This window comes from Bacillus sp. B25(2016b) (assembly GCF_001679765.1).
GTDB lineage: Bacteria > Bacillota > Bacilli > Bacillales > Bacillaceae_G > Bacillus_A > Bacillus_A thuringiensis_K.
Genome location: NZ_CP016285.1, coordinates 802,081 through 827,105, shown reverse-complemented (window position 1 = coordinate 827,105; position 25,025 = coordinate 802,081). Strand labels below are relative to the sequence as shown.

The following is a 25,025-nucleotide window of genomic DNA, read 5'->3' as shown; positions in this document are numbered from 1 at the left end:
ATGGATTTTAGCTTCTATACAGAAAATATAAAAGTTTTAGGGTTATTAGGGAATTCTACTCGCTTATCAATTGTTTGTAAATTGATTACATATAGATCGTTGTCAGTTTTTGATTTAAGTAAGCAAACAAGAATTACAGAGGATTTGATTGTACAACATTTGCGTAAATTAGCCTTTGGAAATATTGTAATTAGTGAACGTATAGGGAAAAGACTTCATTTTAAAATAAAAGATAATAAAACAATGGAGATTATTAGGGTTACAAAGTTAATTTTAATTACTTTCGATATAAATGCTTTTGCTATAACTTAATTGTGTAAAATCACAAGTAGTCCACCTACGGAAATAGGTGGGCTTGAAATTCATAAAAAAAAGACACCTAAAGGTGTCTTCTGCCGACTTGAACTATCTTAATTTTAATAATATGTATTGGATTCTGTCCCAAATATTATTGTGCCATGTTAAGTTATTGTATTTTATTTTTGCAACAGAACTGTTTTCTTTTCATAGGGTAATTTGTCCAATTAAAAACTACTTCCACTACAAAGATCAACTCTTTAATAGAGTTGATCTTTTTTTAATTTTGAATATTTTAATTTTTAATAACAATACAATCCTATATTATGTTAACATATAAGTATATCCCAATATTACCAATAATTATTAAATTTTCCACAGTAATATTTGTTACTAGAAACTTCTATTTCACTGCTTTTTTCGCTGTTGTTCTCTCATAAAATAATAATAAAACCTCTTAACTTATTTGAAAGGCGTTATTATTTCAACTAACATTTAAATCTTAAAATACCCTTTCTTGATCCCGCAAAAATAATAAAGATGAATATATGAACAATGAATTAAAAACAATTATTATAAACTGAAAATTTACTTTTTATTTACAAAAAAATGAGGATATGGTAAATTTACATTGTAATATTTTCCATTAGTGTAAAATCTTAACAAAATATAAACTGATAGAAATGGGGAATTAGTATGAAAAAAGCTATTATCGGTGCAATTGCTGCAGGTGTTTTAGTAGTTCCAGCTTCAATGAATGTATTTGCCGCAGAAAAAACAGTTGGAAAGTCCGAAATTGTGACAGCGGATAGCACAATAACTGAAGGATTTGTAGCAGATGAAAACAATTCTGGCAATAAACCTCAGTTATACGCAGGTGTAACGTCTGGTAAAGCAGACGGTGGGTATTGGATTAGAGGAAAAAGAGATGGAAACGTCATTTCCGAATATAAACATTATACAAAACAAGGTAGAGCAACAGTTACAAATGGAAAAGGCGTCTACAATGATGGAAAATGGCAGAAGAAAGATGTATTTAGCAAAGCAAAAGCTACATGGACATCTAGTGGTACAAATAAAGCGAATTACGATAATAAATAATATTCAAAAACAAGAGAAGTTTAAAAACTTCTCTTGTTTTTGAATATAGATAATTAGTGATATTAGATTTTTCTAAGAGGTGTTTGCATGAAAAAAATCATTTTTATTTTAATGGCAGCAACGCTGGCATTAACTGCATTTTTATCTTTAAATATTTTTAAAGAATATAAAACACAACAGTTATTCTATAAAAATACAACTAGTATTACTTTAAATTTTGAAGAAGAGAAAAGTTACACTAAGAATTACATTGAATTTTTACAAAGTTTAGCAAAGAAATATAATGTGAATATTTCAAAATACATATACCCGGGAGAAAATGATTTACATATTTTTACAACTGATACTGGTTTAAATAACCATATCAAGTTAAAATCAGGGAAGTTTCCAGAAGTAAATTCAAACAAATTTATAAGTACTTCTGAAATTGAGAGCACAGATCAAATTGGTATTATAAAAAGAATAGATTCGAAAACTAAAATAACTATCCAACCTTTAAGTGCAGATGAAAATTTTGATGGAAGTGGTATGTACTATATCTCGACTCAAGATAAAGAAAAAATAAATGCCATGTTAAAAGAACTAAATGAAAATGTAGCTAAAACAGAAATTTTTGGCGAAAATAAAGCCAATTTTATATATTTACTTGAGAGCAATGGGTTTCAAATATTTTGTATATTTTTGATTGTATTATGCATCTTTGTTGCGATTATTCACTATATCATTCGTAGATTGAAAGATATAGCTATCATGCAAACATTAGGCTATACAAGAAAAAAAATAGTTAGCTTCTTTATCTTTAATTTAGGGAAAATCATGATACTATCAAGTCTTATGATTTATGTATTATTTATTATGTATTGTATATTTACAGATAGTACAGATTTTTATTTTGAATTATCATGTATTTTTTGGATTATAGCAATTACATTGAGTTTTATTTTAATTATACCTATCACAATAATTACGATAGTAGCCTTTACTAGAAATATAAATGTTTCAAAAATAAAAGGTAACAAGCCATATATATTAGTTAGCACATTAAATTTCACTTTAAAATTTCTATTTATAGTCGTAATGTTATTGTCCACGTATCATTGGAAAATCCTATCGAATGAACTCAATCAAAAGATAGATAATTTATCTAATTGGTCAAAAACTAAACATATTTATAAAACTCAAGTTACTTTCGCTAAGGGCGACGATTTAGGTGCGGAAGAAAAAATTAGCAAAAAAATGAAAGACCTTTACTTGGATATGGAAAAACAACATGGTGGCTTTCTAATTAGTACGTCAAATTATGACAAAATAGATGGAAAGTATATCTATGATTTAAATAATGAAAATGGGGATCCGAAGTTAGAACCTTCCGGAAATAGTGTTACTATAAATTCAAACTATTTATCTTATAATCCTATTAAATCAGTTAAAAAAACAATCAAAGAGCAAATTATTCATGATTCGAATACTATGAATATATTAGTGCCTGAAAAATTAAAGGAATATGAGAAGGAAATATATAAGAATTATAGAAAACATTTTTATTTCCAAAAAGTTGAAGTTGATAACATTTATAATGAGGAACTAGGAAGAGAGAAAAATAATACTAGAGAACAAGAGTTAAATATAAATATTATATATGTAAAAAATAATCAAGATTATTTTACTTATGATTCAACTATAAAAGCGGAAGATAAAAATCTCATTAGAGATCCTATTGCAATTATTGATACAGGTATCTTCAATCAATCCTTTTATTTGTCATATGTTGCATCTGAATTTTATTTTAAAACTAATAGTGAGCAACCATACGATAGTATAAGGGCTACTATTACTAAAAATGAGGCTCAATCAACTATACAAAATATCACCTCAGTATATGATCGTTTAGCGTTTGAAATTCAAAACCTAAAAACAGAAAAAGAAAATTTATTGATCGCAATGATCATATTAATCGTCTCGAATTTTCTAATAACTTATAACACTATTTCTAGTTACTATGAAAAAAACAAGTTCAATTTGTATATTAAACAGTTATTTGGATTTAGCGCTATAAAGCGCAATAAAATTATGATTACTTTATTGTTATTAGTAAATATTATACCTATTATATCTGTATCTATATATGTTATTGATACTTATGTGATTTCTATAGGTATTTTGATCCTAATCTTAGAAATTTTAATAAGCTATTTCTTTGATAAGAAATTAAGCAATCAAACATTCAATGCTATCATAAAAGGAGAACATTAGTAATGATTGAATTAGTGAATATAAATAAGAAATTTGGTAATAAAGTTGTATTAAAAGACTTCTCATTGAAGATTGAAGATACAGACTTCATCGCAATCGTTGGGGAAAGTGGAAAAGGAAAAACGACGTTATTAAATATTATTGGTTTATTAGAACAAAGCGACTCTGGAGATATAATTATAGAAGAACAAATGAATCCAAACAAAAAGCAAACCTTACTATTGCAACGTGAAAAATTAGCTTATCTATTTCAAAATTACGCTTTAATGGAAAACGAAACGGTAGAGAAAAATTTATTAATAGCCCTAGAATATCAAAAAAATATCGATAAAAGAAAAATAATAAAAGAAGCTTTACAAAAAGTGAATTTGCCTAATTATGAGAAGAAAAAAATTTTTGAGCTTAGTGGTGGAGAACAACAAAGAATCGCTTTAGCAAGAATACTTATTAAAAAATGCGACTACATTTTAGCTGATGAGCCAACTGGTAATTTAGATAACAATAATCGAGATTTAGTGTTTAATATATTAAAAGACCTTAATGAAGATGGAAAAACGATAATATTTGTTACACATGATATGGAATTGGCCTCTAGAGCAAAAAAAATTATAACAATTTAGCGTAGGTTAAAAAGAAACTATTTTTACCCATACCATGAAAATAGTATGAGACTGATATTAATGCATCATTTGCAAAACGAAAGGACGATTCTTATGTATTTATAGAATCGTCTCTTCGTTACTATACGTATCCTTATTAAAGTCATTAAAATGGGTCCTGTTGCAAAAAATCGAGAAGCTGATATTGTTGTATGAAATATTGTATAAAAGAAGCTTATAACGATTTAATAGTGATGAATTATTAAATCAGTTGAAATCTGTTCGTAAAAAAGTAAGGTATGTAGAAAACAGCGCTAGTAATTGGGCTAGGATTAATCCCACTCTGTTCTTAATTTAAGGAATTCCAAAACGTTCTAACTTCAATGGAAGACCGCCTGCACCACAAGCTTAATTGTTCCGCAAAGAAAGTCATACTACTTGTATGGCTTTTTCTTTATTTTAGTTACTTAAGCCCTACATTTTTATCTGATTTGCTTCTGCTGGTGTAGAAGAGGGAAAAGATATAGAAGCATAAAGTGAAACTTTAATCAGCCCTCACCAATTGGGCTTTTACGGGCAGCCCGCCACCTAATTTCTTTGCTTCCGCTGAATTTTGAAATGGGGATCTTACCGCCCGTTAATGCGGGATAAAAGAAAACCGCCTGAAATGATATGTACTTGAATAGTAGTACATAAAAAAATACAAATAACAATAAATTAAATATCGTTAAAACAAAAAGGAGATGTCCCAGGCATGGTACTAGGACATCTCCTTTACTTATCTAAATTTCTAAACTCTATACAGCACTATCATTTAAACAATTATTAAATATATCTTCTAACTAAAACATCGTATTATCATTAGCTGCTTCACTTGGAATCTCTTGAATTACATCCCAGTGTTCGACAATCTTTCCATCCTTGATACGAAATATATCCACTATAGCAACTCCCTTATCTTGAGAATTAGTACGAGAATGTACATGAAGAGCAACTGTATCCCCTTCAGCTACTACACGTTTAATCTCTGCAGAGGAATTAGGATTTTTAACAAAATCCTCCTTAAAGAAATCCATGAAGGCTTTTCGTCCATCAGCAACAAAAGGATTATGTTGCTTATAATCTTCACTAACATATTTAGGGATAGTATCGATATTATGTTTGTTAAAAACTTCATTATAGAAATCAACTACCATCTTTTTATTCTTTTCATTTTCTTTTACTTCTTTTGATACAGAAGCGACATTTTCGCTCTTTATTGAGTTCCCTTTGTTATTACCGGTGGAAGCTTGAAATATCAAAGTCGATACAATTCCTAAAATAAACACAGAAATAATTATTACTATTAAACTTTTCTCTAATTTCATATATACCTACCTCTTCTACTTAAATAAGTTTTCTTCTATAAAAAGCTTGAAGAAGGAGAAACCTTCCCCAAAATGTAATGTCAGGGGTAATGTTAGGAATTTCATTTATCCTAACCTCCCCCTATACAAGGCATATTAGAAACGATTAACTCTAACTTAATACCTCATTAACAGTTGCACTGTCCACAATTTGAATAAACTTCTTAACCTTATCGTTCTCATCAAACTTATAAAGATGACAAAAATCTGCTACAAATGACTTCCCTGTAGCTTTATATGTTCCACTATATTTTCCATACACGATAACAGTATCGTTATTAAAAGTATAAATTTCATCTTTAGCACTATAGTCATCCCATTCCGTGCCAAGACGTTCATGTACGTTTTTCACTACTTCATCTGGACCTATATAAGTACCTGCATATGGAAACCCAGCAGCTTCTGTCCAAGATACATTTTCACTTAAATACGTTTTGAACGCATCCAATTTCCCTTCGCCAGTTAACACATACGTTTCATGTAATAGTTTTTGATATTTATTCATATCATTAACCCCAAGGCATTTCTTTTGTTACAACTTTTGCACTTAATTCTAATACACCTTTATTTGCATAGCCTGGATATGCTGCTTCAAGTTTTGCCACAAAATCTTTTGAAGTTCCACTTTCCTCAGAAGCTTGAACCGCCGTTCTTAGATAATCCATTGTCGCAGTAAGTGCTTGATTATTTAGGGATTTTTCGATTGATCCATGGCTAGGCACAATTATGTCAGCATGTAATGCTTGTAATACTTTCAAGTTCTCAATCCATGCCTCCATAGCCGCTTTTGAGCTAGTATCCGCTAAGAATACATGTATTTCGTTAAATACATCAATACCACCAATTAATACTTTTAGTTCTTTATTAAATAGGCTAGTTCTGTAATGATCTAAGCCTACTAGTTCAAATGTTAACCCCTGAAAATCAATCGCTTTTTCTTTAAATACTTGAGGTAATACCACGTTACTTGGCGCATTTTCTCCAAGGGCGTCTTTCCAAACTTTTAATTTTCCTAAGACAGAATGAACGATATGTTCAACAGTAGACTCTGTTGCATACGCTATAGCTTCTGGGTAAACGGCTTTAATGCTCTCTAATCCAAAGTAGTAGTCTGGATCCCCATGAATAATAAAGATTTTATCTAGAGATAAGTTGTTTTTTTTCAGATACTCAATAATTTCTTTCGAATCAGATTGAGTAAATTTTGAGTTTATTAAAAATGCATGTCCTGCTTTCTCAACTAATGTTGCTGTGACCATAAAGCTTTTTTCGTCCGAACTAAACACCGTTAATTTCACATCTTTTTGATTTGTATCGATTGTTTTAAACATAGTATGTTATTCTCCTTTTGTTAAAGTTATGAACTAATTATCATATTTTTATCTTGTTCCGATAAAGTGAAACTTTAATCAGTGGGGGGTTTGTTCATCCCCCACTGATTATTAGTTGAACCAATCGGACTTTTACGGACAGTTGATCCCCCACCTAACTTCTTTGCTTCCACTGAATTTTGAGGTGGGGGTCTTACTGCCCGTTAAAGCGGGATAAAATCTCCCACTCCCATTTATCTGAAAGTGTAATAGTACTGGCGAATATTCCGGAGATGAATGTCAGGTGGCCTAAGATAACATGTTTGCTACTGTATCCTAAATTTTCTTAATATAAATTTTTAAAACGCGCTTCAATTTTATCCGGTGTCATTACGCCACCACCAATAGGAATAATTTGATTATCCTTTTGTAAAAGTAATGAAGGATAGCTATTAACACCAAGCTGTCGAACTTTATTAAAATCATTTTGGACATCTATTATTGTTTCTTGAGCGTTTAAACGTTCTAATACTTGTTCAGGGTCCAAACCATGCTCGATTGCAATCTTGCGATATGTTTCAGGATCACTCAGACTTTGGCCCTCATAATAAAACGCTTTTTGCATAGCCGAAGTGAATTCTAATAAACGGTCTGGCGCTAATGAGCGTAAAGCTGAAAAACCAATTGCAGCATCTTTCGAATTCATTTTAAAAGTCCCTTCCTCCACCAATTTTTGATAGGAAGGACCAAATTCAGCACCTGTAAGTTGATTAATTCTTTTATTTCCTTCTTCTATATATGAGAAGTGTTTCATTGGTAAATTATCCAAAAATAACCCTCCACATAAAACCGTTAATGGCACTTCAGTGTGGTTTTTGTAAAATCCTTTAATACTTTCTGAAAAACCATAGCACCATCCACAATATGCATCCCATACGTAAATAAGATTATCTTGTTTCGTCTCCATTTAAATCTCCTACCTTTTTTTTATTATCCAGCTCAACTAAATTTTTGGTTTATATAGGTACATCTTTTTATACCTTATTCTTTTTTAGATACCTTACTATATTTCCCCAAAACTAATATTTCCAAAGAAAGATCCACCAAGGTTTTTAACAAAAGATAACGTTTCACCTTATTGCCCCGTAACAGAAAATACTAAAGCTTAGAATATGCATCGATTTGAATGTGTTAGTAACTTTCTACACCGGGTGGCAACGTATGGACCACCATCCTTAATTAAATATATAAATCATATTTTTAGCAGATATTAGTTGTAACTAAATTGATTACATCTTTATGTAACTATTTTAGTTACAACTAATATAGAAGTCAATTCTTTTTTTCGAAAACATTAAATTTCTACATTAATCTACAACTAATCCCACTCTTTACAAAAATATATCAACGATTATTCAATTATATCGATCGTAACTCCGAATATATCAACGTTTCGACACAACATATCGATTTACCGACAAATTTCGTGAAAACTATCACCAAAACCAACAACCAATCCCACACCACGTCCACCTACAAAGAAAAAAGCACCAGGTCCCCCCTAGTGCTCTTCCTCTAAAACAAATGACAAGCCACCTCATGCCCCTTCGCAATCTCAACCATCTTCGGTACTTCCTGTGCGCATTTTTCAGTGGCGAATTTGCAGCGCGTTCTGAATTTGCAGCCGGATGGTGTGTTTAGTGGGCTCGGTACTTCTCCCTCTAGGATAATCCGTTCTTTGCCAATGTTTGTTGGATCTGGTTCTGGCATAGATGAGAGTAGTGCTTGTGTGTATGGATGTGCCGGTTTTGTGTATAGGTCTTCACTGTCGGCAATTTCTACTATGTTTCCTAAGTACATGACTCCGATGCGGTCTGATATGTGTCTTACCATAGATAGGTCATGTGCGATGAATAAATATGTGACTCCTGTTTCTTCTTGGATGTCTTGCAGCATGTTTACGACTTGTGCTTGGACGGAAACATCTAGTGCTGAGATTGGTTCGTCACATAGGATGAAATCTGGTTTTACAGATAATGCACGCGCGATGCTAATGCGCTGGCGCTGGCCTCCGCTAAATTCGTGCGGGTAGCGATATAAGTGTTCTTCTTTTAATCCTACCTTTTTCAGAAGGTCTAAAATGATTTCTTTTTGTTCTTCTTTTTCGTAAGAACCGTGAATGTTCATTGGTTCGCTAATAATTTGGAATACATTCATTGCCGGGTTTAATGATGCGTATGGATCTTGGAAAATGATTTGCATTCGTTTTCGATATTCTTTTAGTTCACTTTCCTTTAAACTTGCGATATCTTTTCCATCAAATAAAACGTTACCTGAAGTGACATCGTGTAAGCGAATGATACTTCTTCCTGTCGTTGATTTTCCGCATCCAGATTCTCCTACTAACCCGAATGTTTCACCCTTTTTAATAGTGAAGCTTAAATCATCGACTGCTTTTAATTGCTCTGTTTTTCTGCCGAATAGTCCTTTTTTAATAGGAAAATACTTTTTTAAGTTCCGAACTTCAATTAAGTTTTCTTCATGCATGAAAATCACCTACCGCCCTATCGTTTAGCCAGCACATGGAACGTCTTTCGTTTCCGATTTCAAAATATGGTGGACGTTCTTTTTCACAAATGTCCATCGCATGCGGGCAACGCTCTGCGAACGGGCAACCTTGTGGTGGGTTTAATAAGTTTGGCGTTACACCTTGAATGGGAGCAAGTCTTTCTTTTACGCCGTTTGCAATTTTTGGCAGAGAGTTTAATAACCCTTTCGTATATGGATGATTCGGCGATTGGAAAATATCAAGTACAGGTCCTTCTTCCATAATAAGTCCGCCATACATAACGATAACGCGTGTACAGTTTTGTGCGACTATTCCTAAGTCATGCGTAATAAGAAGTAACGCCATGTTCGTTTCGTTTTTTAAGTTTTTCATTAAATCTAGTATTTGTGCTTGTATCGTTACATCAAGTGCTGTCGTCGGTTCGTCCGCAATGAGAAGGTCAGGGTTACAAGACATCGCCATTGCGATCATAACTCGCTGCTTCATACCTCCGCTTAGTTCATGCGGATATTGTTTCACCCTTTCTTCTGATGAAGAAAGACCGACTTGTTTTAACAAGTTGACCGCGATTTGCTCTGCTTCTTTCTTTTTCACTTTTTGATGACGTATAATTACTTCCATCATTTGTTTCCCAATTTTCACGACCGGATTTAGCGCTGACATTGGGTCTTGAGAGATAAGTGAAATTTGATTTCCTCTAATAGAACGCAATTCTTTTTCAGATTTAGAAAGTATGTTTTCATTATGAAAAAGGATTTCCCCTTCTTTCACTTTTCCTGGTGACGTAACGAGAGACATAACGGACTTCGCCATTACACTCTTTCCACTTCCAGATTCCCCAACGATACCGACTACTTCTCCTTTATTTAAGCGAAATGTAACGCCGCGAACCGCTTCAACTTCGCCACTTTCTATGAAAAAAGAAGTCTTTAAATTTTTCACTTCTAGTAGTTTTTCAGACACGCTTCTCACTCCCTTCACTTAACACTTTAGTTTTCATGTCCGGCTCCTTTTGGTGCGAAAGCTTTCTTCAATGCTTCACCAATTACGTTAAAACTAAGTACCGTTAAAAGGATAAGGAATCCTGGGAAGAGTGTTAAATACCAAGCTTCACCAATATATCCTTGCGCATTGTTTAGCATGCTGCCCCAAGAAGAATCTGGTTCTCTAATACCTAAACCTAAAAAACTAAGTGATGATTCCATTAAAATCGATGTCGCAATTGTTAATGTCGCAGCGATAATAATGGTTGATAAAATGTTAGGAATGATATGTCTTACAATAATCATAAGTGATTTTTGTCCTGATACTTTTGCGTATAAAACGTACTCACGCTCTTTTACAGATAACGTTTCTGCCCTTACAATACGGGCGGTGTCCATCCATGTTAGTAATCCGATAATAAGAACTAACGTCGTAATTCCTGGTTTTAAATACGCATTTAATAGTAGCATTAAAAAGAATGATGGAATTGACATAAGTACTTCAACAACCCTCATTAAGAAGTTGTCTAACTTTCCGCCAAAATATCCGCTAATTGTTCCAACTGCGGTACCGATTGTAATAGAAACAACCATCGCAAGAAAACCGACCGCAAGTGAAACTCGTCCGCCATATAACGCTCTCGTTAAGTAATCTCTTCCGTAATCATCCGTTCCGAAAGGATGACTCATACTTGGTTCTTGTAAGCGATCTGGAATCGATATTTTGCTAGGATCGTACGGCGATACGAATGCGAAAATTGATGCGACCGTTAAAATCGCAAGTATAATAACTCCCATTGCAACAAACTTATTTTTCGTAAAGCTATGTTTTATCGTTTGAAATCTCCTATTATTCATTCCAAATCACCCCCTCATTCGAATGCGCGGATCTACTACGCCATATAAAATATCAGCAATTAAGTTACCGAGAATTAACATGAATGATGATAGTAATGTAATTGCCATGATAATCGGATAATCAAATCTAAAAATAGCATTTACCCCAAGTGAACCAAGACCCGGCCATGAAAATACTGTTTCCGTAATAAATGCTCCGCCTACTAAACTTGGAATCGATAATCCGAAAATTGTAATGATTGGTATTAATACATTTCGAAGTACGTGATTAAATAAAACCGTTTTCTTTGAAGCACCGTACGCATATTGAATTTGTACATATTCTTCTTCTAATTGCTGAATCGTACTTGAACGAATATATCTCATATAAACAGATACGTTTTGGAACGCTAGCACCATACAAGGTAAAATGCCGTGTTGCACAATATCCCAAACAGAATCTTTACCTACGGTGCGCATACCCATACTCGGAAGTAGGTTCAATTTTAAAGAGAATAAGTAGACTAATAGTAGTGCAAACCAGAAAACCGGCATAGAAATACCAACGTATGAAATAAAGTTTACAATGCGGTCAAAGAACGAATTCTTTTTCACACCTGTAAATAGTCCAAGTGGTATTGCGATTACAAATGAGACGAGTAAAGATGATCCCATTAACCCAATTGTTGCAGGTAATCTTTCTGCGATAAGATCTAAAACAGGACGATGATTTTGAAGTGAGTAACCAAAGTTTCCTGTTAAAATATTTTTTAACCATAAAATATACTGCACGTAAATTGGTTGATCTAGTCCTAAACTTTTGCGAATACGCTCCACATCAATTGGACTCATATTTGGCGTTACAAAGTTTCGAACAGGATCCCCCGGCGCTAGCTTTATTAATAGAAAAGAAATAATAGAAATAACAAATAAAAGCGGAATTGCATTTAAAAGCCTCTTCGCAATTACTTTATACACAAACTTCCCCCCTCAAGCTAAAGAAGCTGATTTCCACCAGCTTCTTTACTGTTTCTTATTTCACTTCATAAATCTTAGATAGATCTTCAAACATTGTGACAGGAATTGCTTTCGCTTCTTTTAATCCATCAAACTTTTTATCTACTGCAATAACTGCTTTCGGATACGCAATTGGTAGATAAGGTACGTCTTCTCTAGCTGTCTCTTGAATTTTATGGTATAGCTCTGCACGTTTTGTTTTATCTGTTTCAACTGCAGCTTCTTCCCATAACTTATCGAAATCAGCGTTTTTATATCGGGCATAATTGTATTCAGCATTACTTAAGAATAAGCTCTTATATGAATCTGGCTCAGGTCCCATTATGTAACCACCAAATGTAATGTCATATTCTTTATTCTCTTTATCTAAGCCTTTTTCACTTGCTGCACTAGCATCTAATGCATTTAGTTCAACTTCTAAGCCAACTTCTTTTAATTTTTGTTGTGTATAAAGCGCTAAGCTTTCCATGATTTTATTATTCGTTACATACATCACACGTACTTTTTCTTTATCTTTCACGCCAGCTTTTGCTAATAAATCTTTCGCTTCTTTTTTATCATACTTATAGTCTTTAATATCTTTCGCATAGTACATAGCGTCTGGCGTTAAGATTGAATTTGCTGGTTCTGCAAATTCACCTGAAACGAATGCTGAGTTAATCATTTCTTTCTTATCTAACGCATGCGCAATTGCTTGGCGCACTTCTTTTTTCTTCATCAAATCTGTATTCATGTTATAAGATAAGTAGAATAATCTACCTTCAGGGAATGTCACCATTGAGAAGTTCCCAGTGCTATCTAATTTCTTAAAATCTTGTGGCTCAATCATCTTCATGTTGATTTGACCATTTTGCAGTGAAACATTGGCTGTATTACGGTCTTTTACAACACGGTATACGATAGAGTCTAATTTAGCTTTTCCACCTACATAATCATCAAATCGATCTAATGCAACGTACTCATCTGATTTATACTCTTTAAATTTAAACGGCCCTGATCCTACAGGCTGTAAGTTTTTCTTACTTTTCGCTAAATCTGCTTCCCCTTCAAATACATGTTTCGGAATTGGGAAGAAATCATTCATCACACCTTCGAAAGATGCGCTTACTTGTGGTAAAACGAATTGAGTTGTTAACTCATCTACCTTTTTCACCTCAAGCGGCTTTCCTTTAAAAATAAAGTTTTCACGACTTGAGCTATTTTGCTTCTCATCCAAAATAGATTGGAATGTAAATGCTATATCGTCTGATGTAATTTTCTTACCATCATGCCATTTCAAATTATCTTTTAACTTCAGTGTCCAAGTTAATTGATCTTCTGAAGGCATAAAGCTCTCAGCAAGAACAAACTTTTTCTTACCGTCTTCCATATGATATAGCGGCGCATATAAAGCTTGCTGCACAGTTAATGACACACGATCATTCGCATAAAGCGGATTCATCGTATCTGGATTATCGCTAACGCCAATCGTTAACGTTCCTCCATCTTTCGGAGTCCCTGATTTACTAGTGCCCGCTTGCTTCGAATCTTTTTCCCCTGAACAAGCAGCTAATGCAATAAATAATAGTAGGACAAATGGTAATACAAACAACTTCTTCTTCATATTTCGACCCCTCTCGACTATTTACACCTATAAGAAAACTCGGAATTAATACCGAGTTTTCTTATAGGTTTTAAATTACCACTACCGGTATGTATTGTCAAACTTTTTCGCAAAGATAGAAAGTTTAAAATCTATTAATGCGTTCTTGCGATAAAATATATTTATGCGGAAGATAAAATAAAAAGACCACGAATAGGTTACCTCGTAAAATGAGTTAAAAAACTAGTAGCTTCCAAAAAAACCTCTGAAATGATTGTTATATATGATCGAAAATGTAGAATGGGATTAAAGACAAAAAACACATTTAGGAGGTTACCATGACATTTGATGAATTGAAAAAAAACAAACCAACAACCCAATGGATTGAGAATGATGAAGATGGGGAATTTTTCACTGAAGAAAATATAAGTGCAACAAATAAAGTTCTCGATACTTACATAAATAATTTAGAGCAATTGGGAAAAAATCCAACTGAATTTGAAATAATGCATGTTGTTAAAGAGGTTGTTCTTAACATAAATGAATTAAATGACGAACATGACTATTTTATCGAAACAATGGAAAGAGAAGATCTCTATGAATTTATCGATACAGCAGCACGAATAGCTGGTCTAGAATCTGAAGAAGACATAACAGAAGAATGGCGAGAATGGTAAAAAGTTGCACCTCTAATTGTTAGAGGTGCAGCTTTTTTCATATACCAATTGAATGAATGATGTGATGTCCGCGCAGAATTCATATATTTAAACATAATATTAAAAGTATTTAATTATAAATACTAGCACACCCATACTGACAAAAAAGACCACCAAAAGGCAGTCCCTCAAAACTCAATCCTATTCCCAATCCCGCACTCCACCGCTTTCTCATACAAATACTTCGCAACGATAATATCCACTACTGCCAAACCAACTGATTTGAAAATAGTAATCTCTTCGTCGTTTTCGCGGCCGGCTTTTTCTCCGCTTATGATTTGTCCGAGTTCGGCGTAGATGTCGCTTGCTTCAAATAAACCTTCTCTTATCGGAACTAGAAGATCTCCTGTTTCTTCTAGTGCTGCTTCTTTTGATTCGACTACTACTTTGTTTGCGCCCGCGATAGCGTGGGATGGTAGTTCTTGCATGTTCGGTCTAAATGAGCCGACGGCGTTTACGTGGACGCCTTTTTGTAGTTTTTCTGAGAAGACTGGTGTGGATGCGTTCGTAGTTGTGACGATGATGTCTGCTTCGCTTATTGCTTCATTTGCATTTGTGTGAACATATGCAGGTTTGTTGAATCTCTCTTGTATATATTCCGCAAATGCATACGCCTTTTCTTCTGTTCGATTGTATAAAATGACTTTTTCGATAGCTCTTACCGCAAATACAGCTTCAGCAATTCCCTTCGCCTGTTCACCCGTCCCGATGATACATAAAGTTTTTGCGTTATGACGAGCTAAATATTTTGTCGCTACTCCTGATAAGGCGCCTGTTCGAATCATCGTTAAGTAGGATCCTTCTAAAAGTGCGAGCGGTTCTCCCGTTTGAAAGTCTGATAGCATCACAATCCCGTTTATCGTTTTCTTTCCTATCTTTTTGTTCTCTGGGACTACTGTTACTACTTTTAAGCCAAGTGCCTCAAGCCCTTCCGCTACTGAGGGCATAATTAATGCCGTATTTTTCTCGTTCGCAAATGGCAATGAGCCTCGAATTGGTGTGATCGTTCTTTCTGCGGAAAATTCTTTTAAAGCAAGCGCCGCGTATTCAATGACTTCGTTCATATTTACTAAGTTTCGTTGTTCGTTCGCGCTTATGACTAGCATATCTTTCCACCTCCTCCTTCTATCCTAACAAAAACCCTCGATTTAAATCATCTCTTGGGTCTACAACGAACTGATGAAATCCTGTAATAAATGCATGCCCCGTTACTTTCGGAACGACAGCTTCATATGTATCTACTGCGGTTACCGACAATACTTCCCCCTCGAATTCCCCGTCAGTAATACATTCGTGGACGAAAATTTCTCCCTTTTGTAAGGCACCTTTCTCAAAAAGAGTTGCGATTCTTGCGGAAGTTCCTGTGCCGCAAGGAGAACGATCTACTTGCCCATCAGCAAAGATTGTTACATTTCGTAAAGTTGCGTCTTCCCCTTTTGGTTCATCTGAGAAGATAACGCCGTATATTCCTTTTAACCCTTCTTCAAGGGGATGCTTCACTTCCATCTGGCTCTCAATGTAGTGCTTAATTTTACCGCCCCACGCTTGAATGACAGGTAAGTCTTTAAAATCTACCTTCAAACCAAATTCTTTACTATCTACTACCGCATAAAAAGCTCCGCCAAATGCGATATCTACTTGAAATTCATAGTTATCTATTTTAATAGGAACGTCTTTTTTGTATACAAATGAAGGAACATTTTCAAATGATACGGACTCTACTTCGCTCCCGTTATATTTTGCGTACGCAATGACTTCCCCAGCAGGGCTATCAATAATGAACTGTTGTTTCTCACCTGTCACTTCAAACATACCTGTTTCAATTCCGACTGTAATAACAGCAATAATGCCATGACCACACATCGTACTCCATCCTTCGTTGTGCATAAATAATACGCCAAAATCAGCATGAGCACTTGCAGGCGGTGTAATGATACAACCGTACATACCGTGATGTCCTCTCGGTTCATACATAAGAACTTCGCGAAGATGATCCAAATGTTCCATGCAGTATGCGCGTCTTTCTAGCTGCGTGTCTCCTTTTATTTCCGGCACGCCGCCTGTAATAATTCGAAGCGGTTCCCCAGCTACGTGAGCATCAATTGTCGTGTACACTTTACTAACCTTCATTTCTATCTCTCCCCTATATGTTGATACTATTTTCATTGCAAATATCATGCCAACGCATAGGATATAAATTTGTATACATTGTGTAAAAAAGCATACACTACTGTCTATTTTTTTATACACTGTCCGGAAATTATTTTATGGAACACCCTGATACAGCCAGGCTTATTATTTTCAATGGAAAGTTACTTCCACCCCCAACATATACTGTTCAAAAGCAAAAAGGAAGTGATCTAATGTACTACGGAACAAAAGGCTGGTACGTAGCTGAATTAAAAAAATTAGGTGTGCGCTATCACGAAGGACGAAAACTAGAAAGTTACCGCGGACATATCTTACGCAATTTACTAATCGCACAACAAGAAAAATTAAAAGAACAGTAATATACTAATGTAGCGATATCGGCGATTCGACATAGGATATCGACTTACCGACAAATCACTCCTCCATTCCACCAACCAATCACACAGCAATACAAACCAAAAAAAGGTCACCCAAACGGGTGACCTTTTTTTCTTATTCACAAACGAGAATTTGTCTAGTAAATGATCCTTTTCTTGTAACACAGCGATCTGTAATTTCGAATCCTGCTTCATGGATCATGTCGTCCATTGTTTCCATCGTGACAACGACTACTTTTTTAGCGATGCGGCGCGCACTTGAAAGAATGGAGAGCTGATCTTCTGGTGTCGCGTGCGTAAATAAGTCGTACGGCATATCGATAATGGCAACGTCGTAGTTCTCAGTAATTTCCTCGATCGGCCCTTTTGTTACTGTTCCTTCAAATCCGAAATGTGCGATGTTTTTTCTCGTTCCAAGCACTACAAGTGGATTTATATCTCTACCAACGATGTTAATTCCCATAGAAAGTGCTTCTACTACTACTGTTCCAATACCACAGCACGGATCAATTGCTCGTACTCCCTCTGGATTTGGTACAGCGATATTTGCAACTGATCTCGCAACACGCGTGCTAAGAGATGTCGAATAACTATGCGGTTTTTTTATGTGATGATACCAAACTGGCTCGCTTTCTACATAGTGTCCGAAGTACCAACGTCCTCCAAGAGGAACAATTCCGAATACACGCTCTGGATTACGAACATCCGCTTCTCCTTCAATATGCATGCCGAGGTCGCGTTCAATGAGACGTCTTTCTCCATATTCAATTTTATTCTCTCCAACGAGGTCATTGATTTTAACGAATATAACTTTAAATGACGCCCCCGCCAAATCAATTTGCTCTACTTGTTTTAAAATGCTTTCTAAGTCGTCTCCTTCATACATAACCTCAACGCGCTCTTTTATAAACGCACTTCTACTCGGGTCAATTTTGACATCACTTTTCAAAATATTAACGTGAGACTCCGTTCCAAAGAACGAGCGCATTTCCAAATAACATAAAGCACGCTCCTCCTCGCGAAATGCGTACGTATATATACATGCAGGTGTTTTACTATGATTATTCAATCTATGATCATCCTCTATATCGTTATAATTACAATTACTACAATACTTTTTCTTATAAAATTAAATGATATCATATGCCGGAAATAAAGAGAAACGTTAATAAATAAAAGAGACTGCCTATTGGCAATCTCTTTTGATTTATTAGCGGTAAGAAGATACGTTATTACCCTTTGCTTCGTAATAATCTAAAATACCTTGATAAATCGCTTCTGCTGCAGCTTGTCTCTGTTTTGGTGTAGCAATTTTATCCGCATCACTTTTATTATCTACAAATGCTAATTCTGTTAATACAGCTGGCATTGTATTTTCTCTAGTTACGTATAAGTCCTGATGTCTCACACCACGATCTTTTGTTCCAAGTGCTGCTACAAGGCGGGCTTGAATTTTTTTTGCTAATAAAATACTGTCTTGTACATGTGGATTCGTTGCTCTTGGCGCTGCTGACTTATAATATAATGTTTCTGTACCTTGTCCATTTTTCTTTTCAGAACCATTAGCATGGATACTTACAAAAATATCTCCATTATTTTTTTGAGCAAACTCTACACGTTTCTTTAATGAATCAGGACCACTTGTTCCTGGACGTGTATCATCTGTACGAGTGAATAACACAGTAAATGGTGTCTTTTTCTCAAATATTTTCTGTAATCGCAATGATACATCTAATACAGTTTCACTTTCTTTCTCATAATAACCTGGATTACCTGAATCAACTCCACCATGACCTGGATCAATGATAATCGCTTTGCCCTCTAAGAAGTTACCTTGCTTCACTGGATTTAATTGATTTTTATTAACCCATTGGAAACCAGCGCCCATGCGGATACGAATCCAGCTGCCGTTCTCTTCAATAACAGTTACTTGCTGTGCGTTATGTGTTCCCATTACTTTTGAAGAAGAAGAAGCTTCTGCATAAGTAGTGAATCCTTCATTAATAAATTCTGTTTTCTCTACTAAAGGTGTCCATTTATCACCTTTACTTGTTGCAATTTTGATCCATCCATCTCGTTCTTCTTTAATTTCAACCATTTGTGGATTATGCTGATTTGCACTAATCCCAGAACTTAATGATGGTGCGTGATATGTAATGAATTTTCTATCTATGTACATTTTCTTTGTTTCTACTGGACGATCACTATTCTTGCTAAATTTATCTGTTTGCGCAGTAAGTTGAGCTGCTTGTTCACGCGTAATAGAATCATTCGGTTTCCAGCCATCCTCTGTACCTAACGAAAGTTTTAATTCTACTAAAATATTAACTTCTTCTTTACCCCAATGATTCTCTAAATCAGCAAATTTTGTAGGAACTGGTCCTGTTACTTTGCTTTTCAGATTATATGCTCTTACAAGCATAGCTGCCATTTCAGCACGAGTTACTTTTCCTTCAGGATCAAATACTCCTGGTTCTCGCCCTTTAATAATATTCTCTTTTTCCATGGCTGCAATAAATGAAGCTGCCCAACTATTTTTTGCATCATTATAAGACGGCTTTGCATTTGGATCTACTTTAGCACCAATTGCTGTTGCGATAATCTTTGCTGCCTGAGCGCGTGTTAAATTTCCGTATGGCATAAAGTTACCATCTGGCATACCGTTAATTACATTTCTCTCTACTAAATAATAAATTGCGTCTTTTGACCACGCACTATCTGAAACATCAGGAAATTTCTTCGTTTCTGCTAAACTACTAATTGGATGTGCTAGTAAATTTGCTGCTAATAAACCTGCGGCTATTGCTTTGTACTTCATGAAAAATAAATCTCCTCTCAAAACTTCATCTTCATTCATTTTTTTAATCAAGCTAACTAAAAAATATTAACTATTAATTAATTCCTTTCATAGTGTATAACATTATATATCTATAGTAAATACGTTTCCGGCCGTATAACAAAAATCGCATATATATAACTTATAATGAATGTATATAAAAAACTTTAATCAGCCCTCACCAATCGGGCTTTTACGAGATAAAAAGCGATTAGGACATGTCTCCTAATCGCTTTGCCAAATAAAAAGCTGATTAAAAATAATATCTTTAATCAGCTCTCTATTATCTATGAAATTATTCTTCAATTAAATTAGACATTACATATGCATACACTAATGCTTCTGTATGCGCAATTGAACTTTCATGCGTACGTTCAAATGCATGGGAAGAATCAATACCCGCTCCAATTAACGCATGTTTCACATCAAATCCCGCGCGAATCGCAGCTGATGCATCAGATCCGTAGTACGGATAAATATCTACTTTATATTCAATATGATTCGTTTTCGCAAGCTCTACTAAATGTTTGCGCAGTGCATAATGATACGGGCCGCTAGAGTCTTTTGCACAAATAGATACTGTATATTCATCAGATGCTTGTCCATCACCTAACGCTCCCATATCAACTGCTAAGTATTCAACAGTTTCTTCTGGAATGTTAGAGTTACCACCGTATCCAATCTCTTCATTATTAGAAATTAAGAAATGCGTCGTATATGGTAATGTTATGTTTTCATCTTGTAATCTTTTAATTAATTTTAATAAAATTGCAACACTTACTTTGTCATCTAAATGACGTGATTTTATGTATCCACTCTCTGTAATTTGAACGCGCGGATCAAATGAAACGAAGTCTCCTACTTCAATTCCTAATTCGCGTACTTCATCAGCTGAAAATACGCGCTCATCAATACGAACTTCAATATTTTTCTCATCGCGTTTTGCTTCACCTGCATCTTTATATACATGTACAGATGTTTGATGCATTAAAATCGTTCCTGTATATGTCTTGCCACTTGATGTTTCAATTTCGCAATATTCCCCTTCTACAGAGTTCCAGCGAAATCCACCAATCATAGAAAGACTCAGGCGACCATCAGGCTTAATTTCTTTCACCATCGCACCTAACGTATCAACGTGTGCCGTTAATAAGCGGTGCTGCGCATCATTTTTCCCTTTTACCGTTAAAATAAGAGCTCCCTTATTATTACGTTTCGTTTCTACGTTCCACTCACTGACATAGTTTTCAATGAAATTAATAATTTTTGCTGTATTTCCAGATGGACTTGGAATAGAGACAAGCTCCTTAATCAGTTCCATCGTTTCTTTCGTATGGTGTGCCATTGTCGTTTCCTCCTCATTTTCTCTACTATTCAGTATACAAAATTCGCCAGAAAACCTCTACTTATATGGCCTAATTTTCTAAATTATAGTAAAATTCTTTTTAGTATACAAAAGGAGCCTTGAAATATGAATATATCAAAAAAATATATACACATTGCACTCATTTGGTTTTTAGCATCATTATTTTGTTTACAAATCTCTTATGCCGTTCATACTACTACTTCTATTACAATCGGCTGGATATTAACAGCAATCTTCTTCATTATTAGCTTCATTGCAACAAGAAAGCATAGCGTTACTCATTAACGCTATGCTTTTCCTATAAAACTATTCTTCTGAAACGTCTAATAAATAAATCCCTCTTTCAAATCCACCGCGCTCTATCTCTTTTTGCTTACGAAGGCGTTCTACATCTTCAATCGATGCACCTTCTGCACGTGCTAATGAGATGATAACTTCTAGCGCATCCGCAAGAGAATCTAGCGCATGTTCGCGTTCTTTCATAGAAGCAAATTCACGAATTTCTTCCGTTCCAATTTTCGCTAAAGCTTGTATGTATGCTTGCCCTGTTAATTTTTGTGCTGTATATGTTTTTCCAGACATTAAAATCTTCTCTGGAACACGATCTCTTACTAACTTGTTATATGCTGACATCATTCATCCTCCTATATTTAATAACATCCGAGCTCTGCTTTATAGAAAAACCATTTTTTCTTCACGCATGCACTTAACATATCAATTTCTGATTCATGTGCTCTTACAGGCGGAAAGAAATAGTGCTCTGAGTTTTCTTCCTTACCATATAGAGTTTGGTACTCATCTGGAATCGCTTCTTTTTTCACATCTTTTTCTTTCGTCACCCCGTCAGAAAATGCAACACTTGGATGTCCCTCAAAAAATAACGCAGTCCGAACTGCCAAAGATGGTGTACTATGCAAAGCAGAATATGTAAGCAAAATAATAGTGATAACACCGATTATTTTCTTCATGTATTACTCCTAAAAAAAAGTGCTAACACAATTATACTAAAATGTGTTAGCACTTTCTCCCCTTTACCCCGAATTAACGAGCTAATAATCAGTGAGGAATGGACAAACTTCATTCCCCTTTAAATGCTGGTAAACGTTTCTCTAAAAACGCAGCAATACCTTCTTTATGATCCGCTGTTTGTCTCATTGCATATTGACCACGCTTTTCTAATTGCAATGTTTGCTCTAAATTAGAGCGATTTACTTCACACAAAATTTGCTTCGTTTGAATCATTGCTTTAATCGGTTTTTGTGACCATTCATTAATTTTTTGTTTCACAGCCGTTTGGAAATCTTCGCCGATTACTTCATCAATTAAGCCGATATCAAGCGCTTCTGTCGCTGATAACTTCTTACCTTCCCAAATAATTTGCTTCGTCATATTTTCACCGACACGCTTTTGAAGGAAGAAATGACCGCCTCCATCTGGAATTAAAGCGATTCCAATAAAGTTCATTGCAATAACAGATGATATATCCGCCATTACATAATCAGCTGTTAACGCAATACTTAACCCAAGACCTGCAGTCGGTCCATGAATTGCACTAATAACAAGCTTTGGCATCGTATATAATGTCACGACAACTTCAGAAATGGTATTCATAATGCCATCAAACTTACTTTCATCATTACTTGAAAGCATCGATTTAATATCCCCACCCGCAGAAAAACCACGGCCGTTCCCGCATAACACAACGATATGCGCAGAACTTTCCGCTACTTCTTTCAACTTTTGTAATAACTCTTTTAAGGTCGGCTCATCCAACGCATTTAACACCTCTGGGCGATTGACCATAACCGTTGCAACGTGGCCTTCATATTTCACAACGACAGATTCTGTTTTACTTGTTATTTCCATTATATATACCCCTCTTTTCTCCATAAAGATTATACTTATATAATTATAGAAAACCACTGAAAAATCCTTCTTTTTTCTCAATTTTCTGTCTAATAATCTCGCAATTTGTACATTTACCGTATAAAACATACAATTCCGTTGAAAAATATAGAAATTAAAGTCGGTTTATCCATGCTTTTCATCTATTTACCATTACAATGAAATGGTGTATTCTTAAGTTTGATAAAAAAACAAATATTGAAATTCATTCGCCTTACTATGTAAAAAAGGCTTTATACCCATCTTTTGGGTGTTGTAATAAAGGAATGAAGAACTGGAGGAACATATGGTTAATAAGTTGAAACAAACGGATAACTACTTCCCACATTTCCTATTGCTATTCATTGTGTTTCAACCAATTTTAGATTTATTAACATCTTTTTCAATCTATATACTACACATGAGCGCAACAGTTGGAGTTGTAGTCCGTTTCGCCTTTATGCTTCTTGCATTAGGGTACCTACTTCTTCATCACAAACAACAAGATGCGAAAAAGTACATCCTCTATTTATGCTTACTCGGAATCGCACTCGCAATTGGTCTTGTAAATAATATGATGGTTAAATCTCCAGTTTCATTTGGAGAAGAAGTTAAATTCATCTTAAAGAGCGTATATCCAATTGTGCTACTGTTTGGATATATTATCGCCTTTAAAGAGCTAAAAAATAAAGAGTATGTATTCCATAAAATCATTACATATTTCTTATATGCAACTTTAATTTTAAGCATTACAATGATTGTCGCAATGCAAACTGGAACGGATTTCCCAAGCTATCCTCACTCAAAAATCGGTTCAAGAGGTTGGTTCTTCGCTGGAAATGATTTAAGTTCTCTTTTCGCCATTATGTTCCCAATCATTGTCTTATATTCGATTCATAAAACAACTTCTTTCTCGAAAATATATTACTGGATTCCAACAATACTTGCGATGTATGCAAGTATTATGGTCGGAACGAAAGTCGGATATGGCGCAATTGTTATTACATTAGGCGTAGCACTTTTCTTCTCATTCATTGAATATATGATAAATCGTAAAAAAGAAGGAAAAGGATTCACACATATTGTAAATACCGTTGTTGTCGCAGTTATACTAGGAGGTTTAATTGCTCTTACACCGCATACTCCTATCGCAAAAAATATGGGCATTCACATGCAAATATACGAATACAAAAAATCAGTGCAAGAAGAGAAAGATCGAAAAGAAGGAAAAGTAATTAAAGCAGATCCAGAAGATGCAAAAAAACATGCAAAAGGTGAACTTACAGATTCTGAAGTAAAAAGTTTAATTTACAGTGATCGCGACAAATTCTTAAAAACATACAAACAATACTATAAAGACGCACCGCTTTCACAAAAACTATTCGGAATGGGTTACGCTGGTAACTACACAGATAAAATTAAATTAATTGAAATGGACTTCCATGACCTATTTTTCGCCTTTGGAATTGTCGGTTTCCTTATTTACTTAATACCTCTTCTATACTTTGGTATTAAATTATTTATCCGCATGATCACAAACTTTAAGAAAATCATGAAAGTAAAGTATATGCTATTAGCGAGCACACTCGTTCTATCACTTGGCATTGGCTTTATGTCTGGCCACGTATTAACAGCACCAGCCGTTAGTATTTTCTTCATTGTTATTCTCGCTTATATCATTGTTGATTTTGAAATTGAATAAAGTGAAACTTTAATCAGTGGGGGTTTTGTTCATCCCCCA

At 34.7% G+C, this 25,025-nt stretch carries 25 protein-coding genes; 8 read left to right on the top strand and 17 right to left on the bottom strand.

Annotated features, from left to right (window positions below):
* From BAQ53_RS04275 to BAQ53_RS04260, 4 genes are all read left to right on the top strand, one after another.
* Window positions 1–312, top strand: a complete 312-nt coding sequence (locus BAQ53_RS04275) for an ArsR/SmtB family transcription factor (RefSeq protein ID WP_000347620.1) — start codon at window positions 1–3, stop codon at window positions 310–312.
* Window positions 313–993: 681 nt separating this feature from the next.
* Window positions 994–1,398 carry a lactococcin 972 family bacteriocin gene (locus BAQ53_RS04270; protein WP_000709112.1) on the top strand — a complete coding sequence of 135 codons (405 nt, stop codon included), beginning with the start codon at window positions 994–996 and terminating at the stop codon, window positions 1,396–1,398.
* Window positions 1,399–1,485: 87 nt separating this feature from the next.
* Window positions 1,486–3,651, top strand: coding sequence for a DUF1430 domain-containing protein (locus BAQ53_RS04265; RefSeq protein ID WP_208906512.1), 2,166 nt, complete (start codon window positions 1,486–1,488; stop codon window positions 3,649–3,651).
* Between the two features lie 2 nt (window positions 3,652–3,653).
* Window positions 3,654–4,271 (top strand): putative bacteriocin export ABC transporter, encoded by a 618-nt coding sequence (locus BAQ53_RS04260; RefSeq protein ID WP_000571715.1) that lies wholly within the window; start codon window positions 3,654–3,656, stop codon window positions 4,269–4,271.
* An 821-nt stretch (window positions 4,272–5,092) separates the two neighbouring features.
* On the opposite strand, the gene BAQ53_RS04255 is transcribed toward BAQ53_RS04260, so the two are convergent.
* The 9 genes from BAQ53_RS04255 to BAQ53_RS04215 all read right to left on the bottom strand — a co-directional run bounded on the left by BAQ53_RS04255 (window position 5,093) and on the right by BAQ53_RS04215 (window position 13,975).
* Complete coding sequence (locus BAQ53_RS04255) at window positions 5,093–5,617, bottom strand: nuclear transport factor 2 family protein (RefSeq protein WP_000764220.1); 525 nt, start codon at window positions 5,615–5,617, stop codon at window positions 5,093–5,095.
* 151 nt (window positions 5,618–5,768) lie between these two features.
* Window positions 5,769–6,161 (bottom strand): nuclear transport factor 2 family protein, encoded by a 393-nt coding sequence (locus tag BAQ53_RS04250; RefSeq protein WP_001046364.1) that lies wholly within the window; start codon window positions 6,159–6,161, stop codon window positions 5,769–5,771.
* A gap of 4 nt (window positions 6,162–6,165) precedes the next feature.
* Window positions 6,166–6,987 (bottom strand): MBL fold metallo-hydrolase, encoded by an 822-nt coding sequence (locus BAQ53_RS04245; protein WP_046945322.1) that lies wholly within the window; start codon window positions 6,985–6,987, stop codon window positions 6,166–6,168.
* Between the two features lie 325 nt (window positions 6,988–7,312).
* Window positions 7,313–7,933 carry a DsbA family protein gene (locus BAQ53_RS04240; RefSeq protein WP_000448615.1) on the bottom strand — a complete coding sequence of 207 codons (621 nt, stop codon included), beginning with the start codon at window positions 7,931–7,933 and terminating at the stop codon, window positions 7,313–7,315.
* Between the two features lie 608 nt (window positions 7,934–8,541).
* Window positions 8,542–9,513, bottom strand: coding sequence for an ABC transporter ATP-binding protein (locus BAQ53_RS04235; protein ID WP_000544131.1), 972 nt, complete (start codon window positions 9,511–9,513; stop codon window positions 8,542–8,544).
* On the bottom strand, window positions 9,506–10,498 hold the full coding sequence (locus BAQ53_RS04230) for an ABC transporter ATP-binding protein (RefSeq protein WP_163050691.1): 993 nt from the start codon (window positions 10,496–10,498) through the stop codon (window positions 9,506–9,508). The genes BAQ53_RS04235 and BAQ53_RS04230 overlap by 8 nt, the downstream gene beginning before the upstream one ends.
* A 26-nt stretch (window positions 10,499–10,524) precedes the next feature.
* Entirely contained in the window at window positions 10,525–11,376 is an 852-nt protein-coding gene (locus BAQ53_RS04225) for an ABC transporter permease (RefSeq protein WP_163050690.1), read from the bottom strand.
* Between the two features lie 6 nt (window positions 11,377–11,382).
* Window positions 11,383–12,333, bottom strand: coding sequence for an ABC transporter permease (locus tag BAQ53_RS04220; protein ID WP_000278787.1), 951 nt, complete (start codon window positions 12,331–12,333; stop codon window positions 11,383–11,385).
* Window positions 12,334–12,388: 55 nt separating this feature from the next.
* Complete coding sequence (locus BAQ53_RS04215; RefSeq protein ID WP_208906511.1) at window positions 12,389–13,975, bottom strand: ABC transporter substrate-binding protein; 1,587 nt, start codon at window positions 13,973–13,975, stop codon at window positions 12,389–12,391.
* 317 nt (window positions 13,976–14,292) lie between these two features.
* On the opposite strand from BAQ53_RS04215, the gene BAQ53_RS04210 reads away from it, so the two are divergent.
* Window positions 14,293–14,631 (top strand): hypothetical protein, encoded by a 339-nt coding sequence (locus BAQ53_RS04210; RefSeq protein WP_000141767.1) that lies wholly within the window; start codon window positions 14,293–14,295, stop codon window positions 14,629–14,631.
* A gap of 167 nt (window positions 14,632–14,798) precedes the next feature.
* On the opposite strand, the gene BAQ53_RS04205 is transcribed toward BAQ53_RS04210, so the two are convergent.
* On the bottom strand, window positions 14,799–15,776 hold the full coding sequence (locus BAQ53_RS04205; protein ID WP_208906510.1) for an ornithine cyclodeaminase family protein: 978 nt from the start codon (window positions 15,774–15,776) through the stop codon (window positions 14,799–14,801).
* A 19-nt stretch (window positions 15,777–15,795) separates the two neighbouring features.
* Window positions 15,796–16,848 carry a proline racemase family protein gene (locus BAQ53_RS04200; protein ID WP_208906509.1) on the bottom strand — a complete coding sequence of 351 codons (1,053 nt, stop codon included), beginning with the start codon at window positions 16,846–16,848 and terminating at the stop codon, window positions 15,796–15,798.
* Window positions 16,849–16,937: 89 nt separating this feature from the next.
* Here BAQ53_RS04200 and BAQ53_RS04195 point away from each other — a divergent pair, with 89 nt between their 5' ends.
* A complete protein-coding gene (locus tag BAQ53_RS04195; protein WP_000400883.1) occupies window positions 16,938–17,180 on the top strand; it encodes a YflJ family protein in 243 nt (80 codons plus the stop codon).
* A gap of 133 nt (window positions 17,181–17,313) precedes the next feature.
* Here BAQ53_RS04195 and BAQ53_RS04190 read toward each other — a convergent pair whose 3' ends face one another.
* The 3 genes from BAQ53_RS04190 to BAQ53_RS04180 form a co-directional block, all read right to left on the bottom strand.
* The gene (locus BAQ53_RS04190; RefSeq protein WP_048526434.1) at window positions 17,314–18,267 is read right to left on the bottom strand and encodes a TRM11 family SAM-dependent methyltransferase; all 954 of its coding nucleotides are present in this window, start codon (window positions 18,265–18,267) and stop codon (window positions 17,314–17,316) included.
* Between the two features lie 141 nt (window positions 18,268–18,408).
* Complete coding sequence (locus tag BAQ53_RS04185) at window positions 18,409–20,016, bottom strand: N-acetylmuramoyl-L-alanine amidase (RefSeq protein WP_208906508.1); 1,608 nt, start codon at window positions 20,014–20,016, stop codon at window positions 18,409–18,411.
* A gap of 313 nt (window positions 20,017–20,329) precedes the next feature.
* A complete protein-coding gene (locus BAQ53_RS04180; RefSeq protein ID WP_000930084.1) occupies window positions 20,330–21,379 on the bottom strand; it encodes a M42 family metallopeptidase in 1,050 nt (349 codons plus the stop codon).
* A 126-nt stretch (window positions 21,380–21,505) separates the two neighbouring features.
* Here BAQ53_RS04180 and BAQ53_RS04175 point away from each other — a divergent pair, with 126 nt between their 5' ends.
* Complete coding sequence (locus tag BAQ53_RS04175; protein WP_001027086.1) at window positions 21,506–21,685, top strand: hypothetical protein; 180 nt, start codon at window positions 21,506–21,508, stop codon at window positions 21,683–21,685.
* Window positions 21,686–21,706: 21 nt separating this feature from the next.
* Here the strand turns inward: BAQ53_RS04175 and BAQ53_RS04170 are convergent, their stop codons facing one another.
* From BAQ53_RS04170 to BAQ53_RS04160, 3 genes are all read right to left on the bottom strand, one after another.
* Window positions 21,707–22,033 carry a nucleoside triphosphate pyrophosphohydrolase gene (locus BAQ53_RS04170; protein WP_001277350.1) on the bottom strand — a complete coding sequence of 109 codons (327 nt, stop codon included), beginning with the start codon at window positions 22,031–22,033 and terminating at the stop codon, window positions 21,707–21,709.
* Window positions 22,034–22,050: 17 nt separating this feature from the next.
* Window positions 22,051–22,368 (bottom strand): hypothetical protein, encoded by a 318-nt coding sequence (locus BAQ53_RS04165; protein WP_000720150.1) that lies wholly within the window; start codon window positions 22,366–22,368, stop codon window positions 22,051–22,053.
* Window positions 22,369–22,477: 109 nt separating this feature from the next.
* Entirely contained in the window at window positions 22,478–23,290 is an 813-nt protein-coding gene (locus BAQ53_RS04160; RefSeq protein WP_001999174.1) for an enoyl-CoA hydratase, read from the bottom strand.
* Window positions 23,291–23,591: 301 nt separating this feature from the next.
* On the opposite strand from BAQ53_RS04160, the gene BAQ53_RS04155 reads away from it, so the two are divergent.
* The gene (locus BAQ53_RS04155) at window positions 23,592–24,986 is read left to right on the top strand and encodes an O-antigen ligase family protein (protein WP_000247534.1); all 1,395 of its coding nucleotides are present in this window, start codon (window positions 23,592–23,594) and stop codon (window positions 24,984–24,986) included.
* Window positions 24,987–25,025 lie beyond the last annotated feature (39 nt).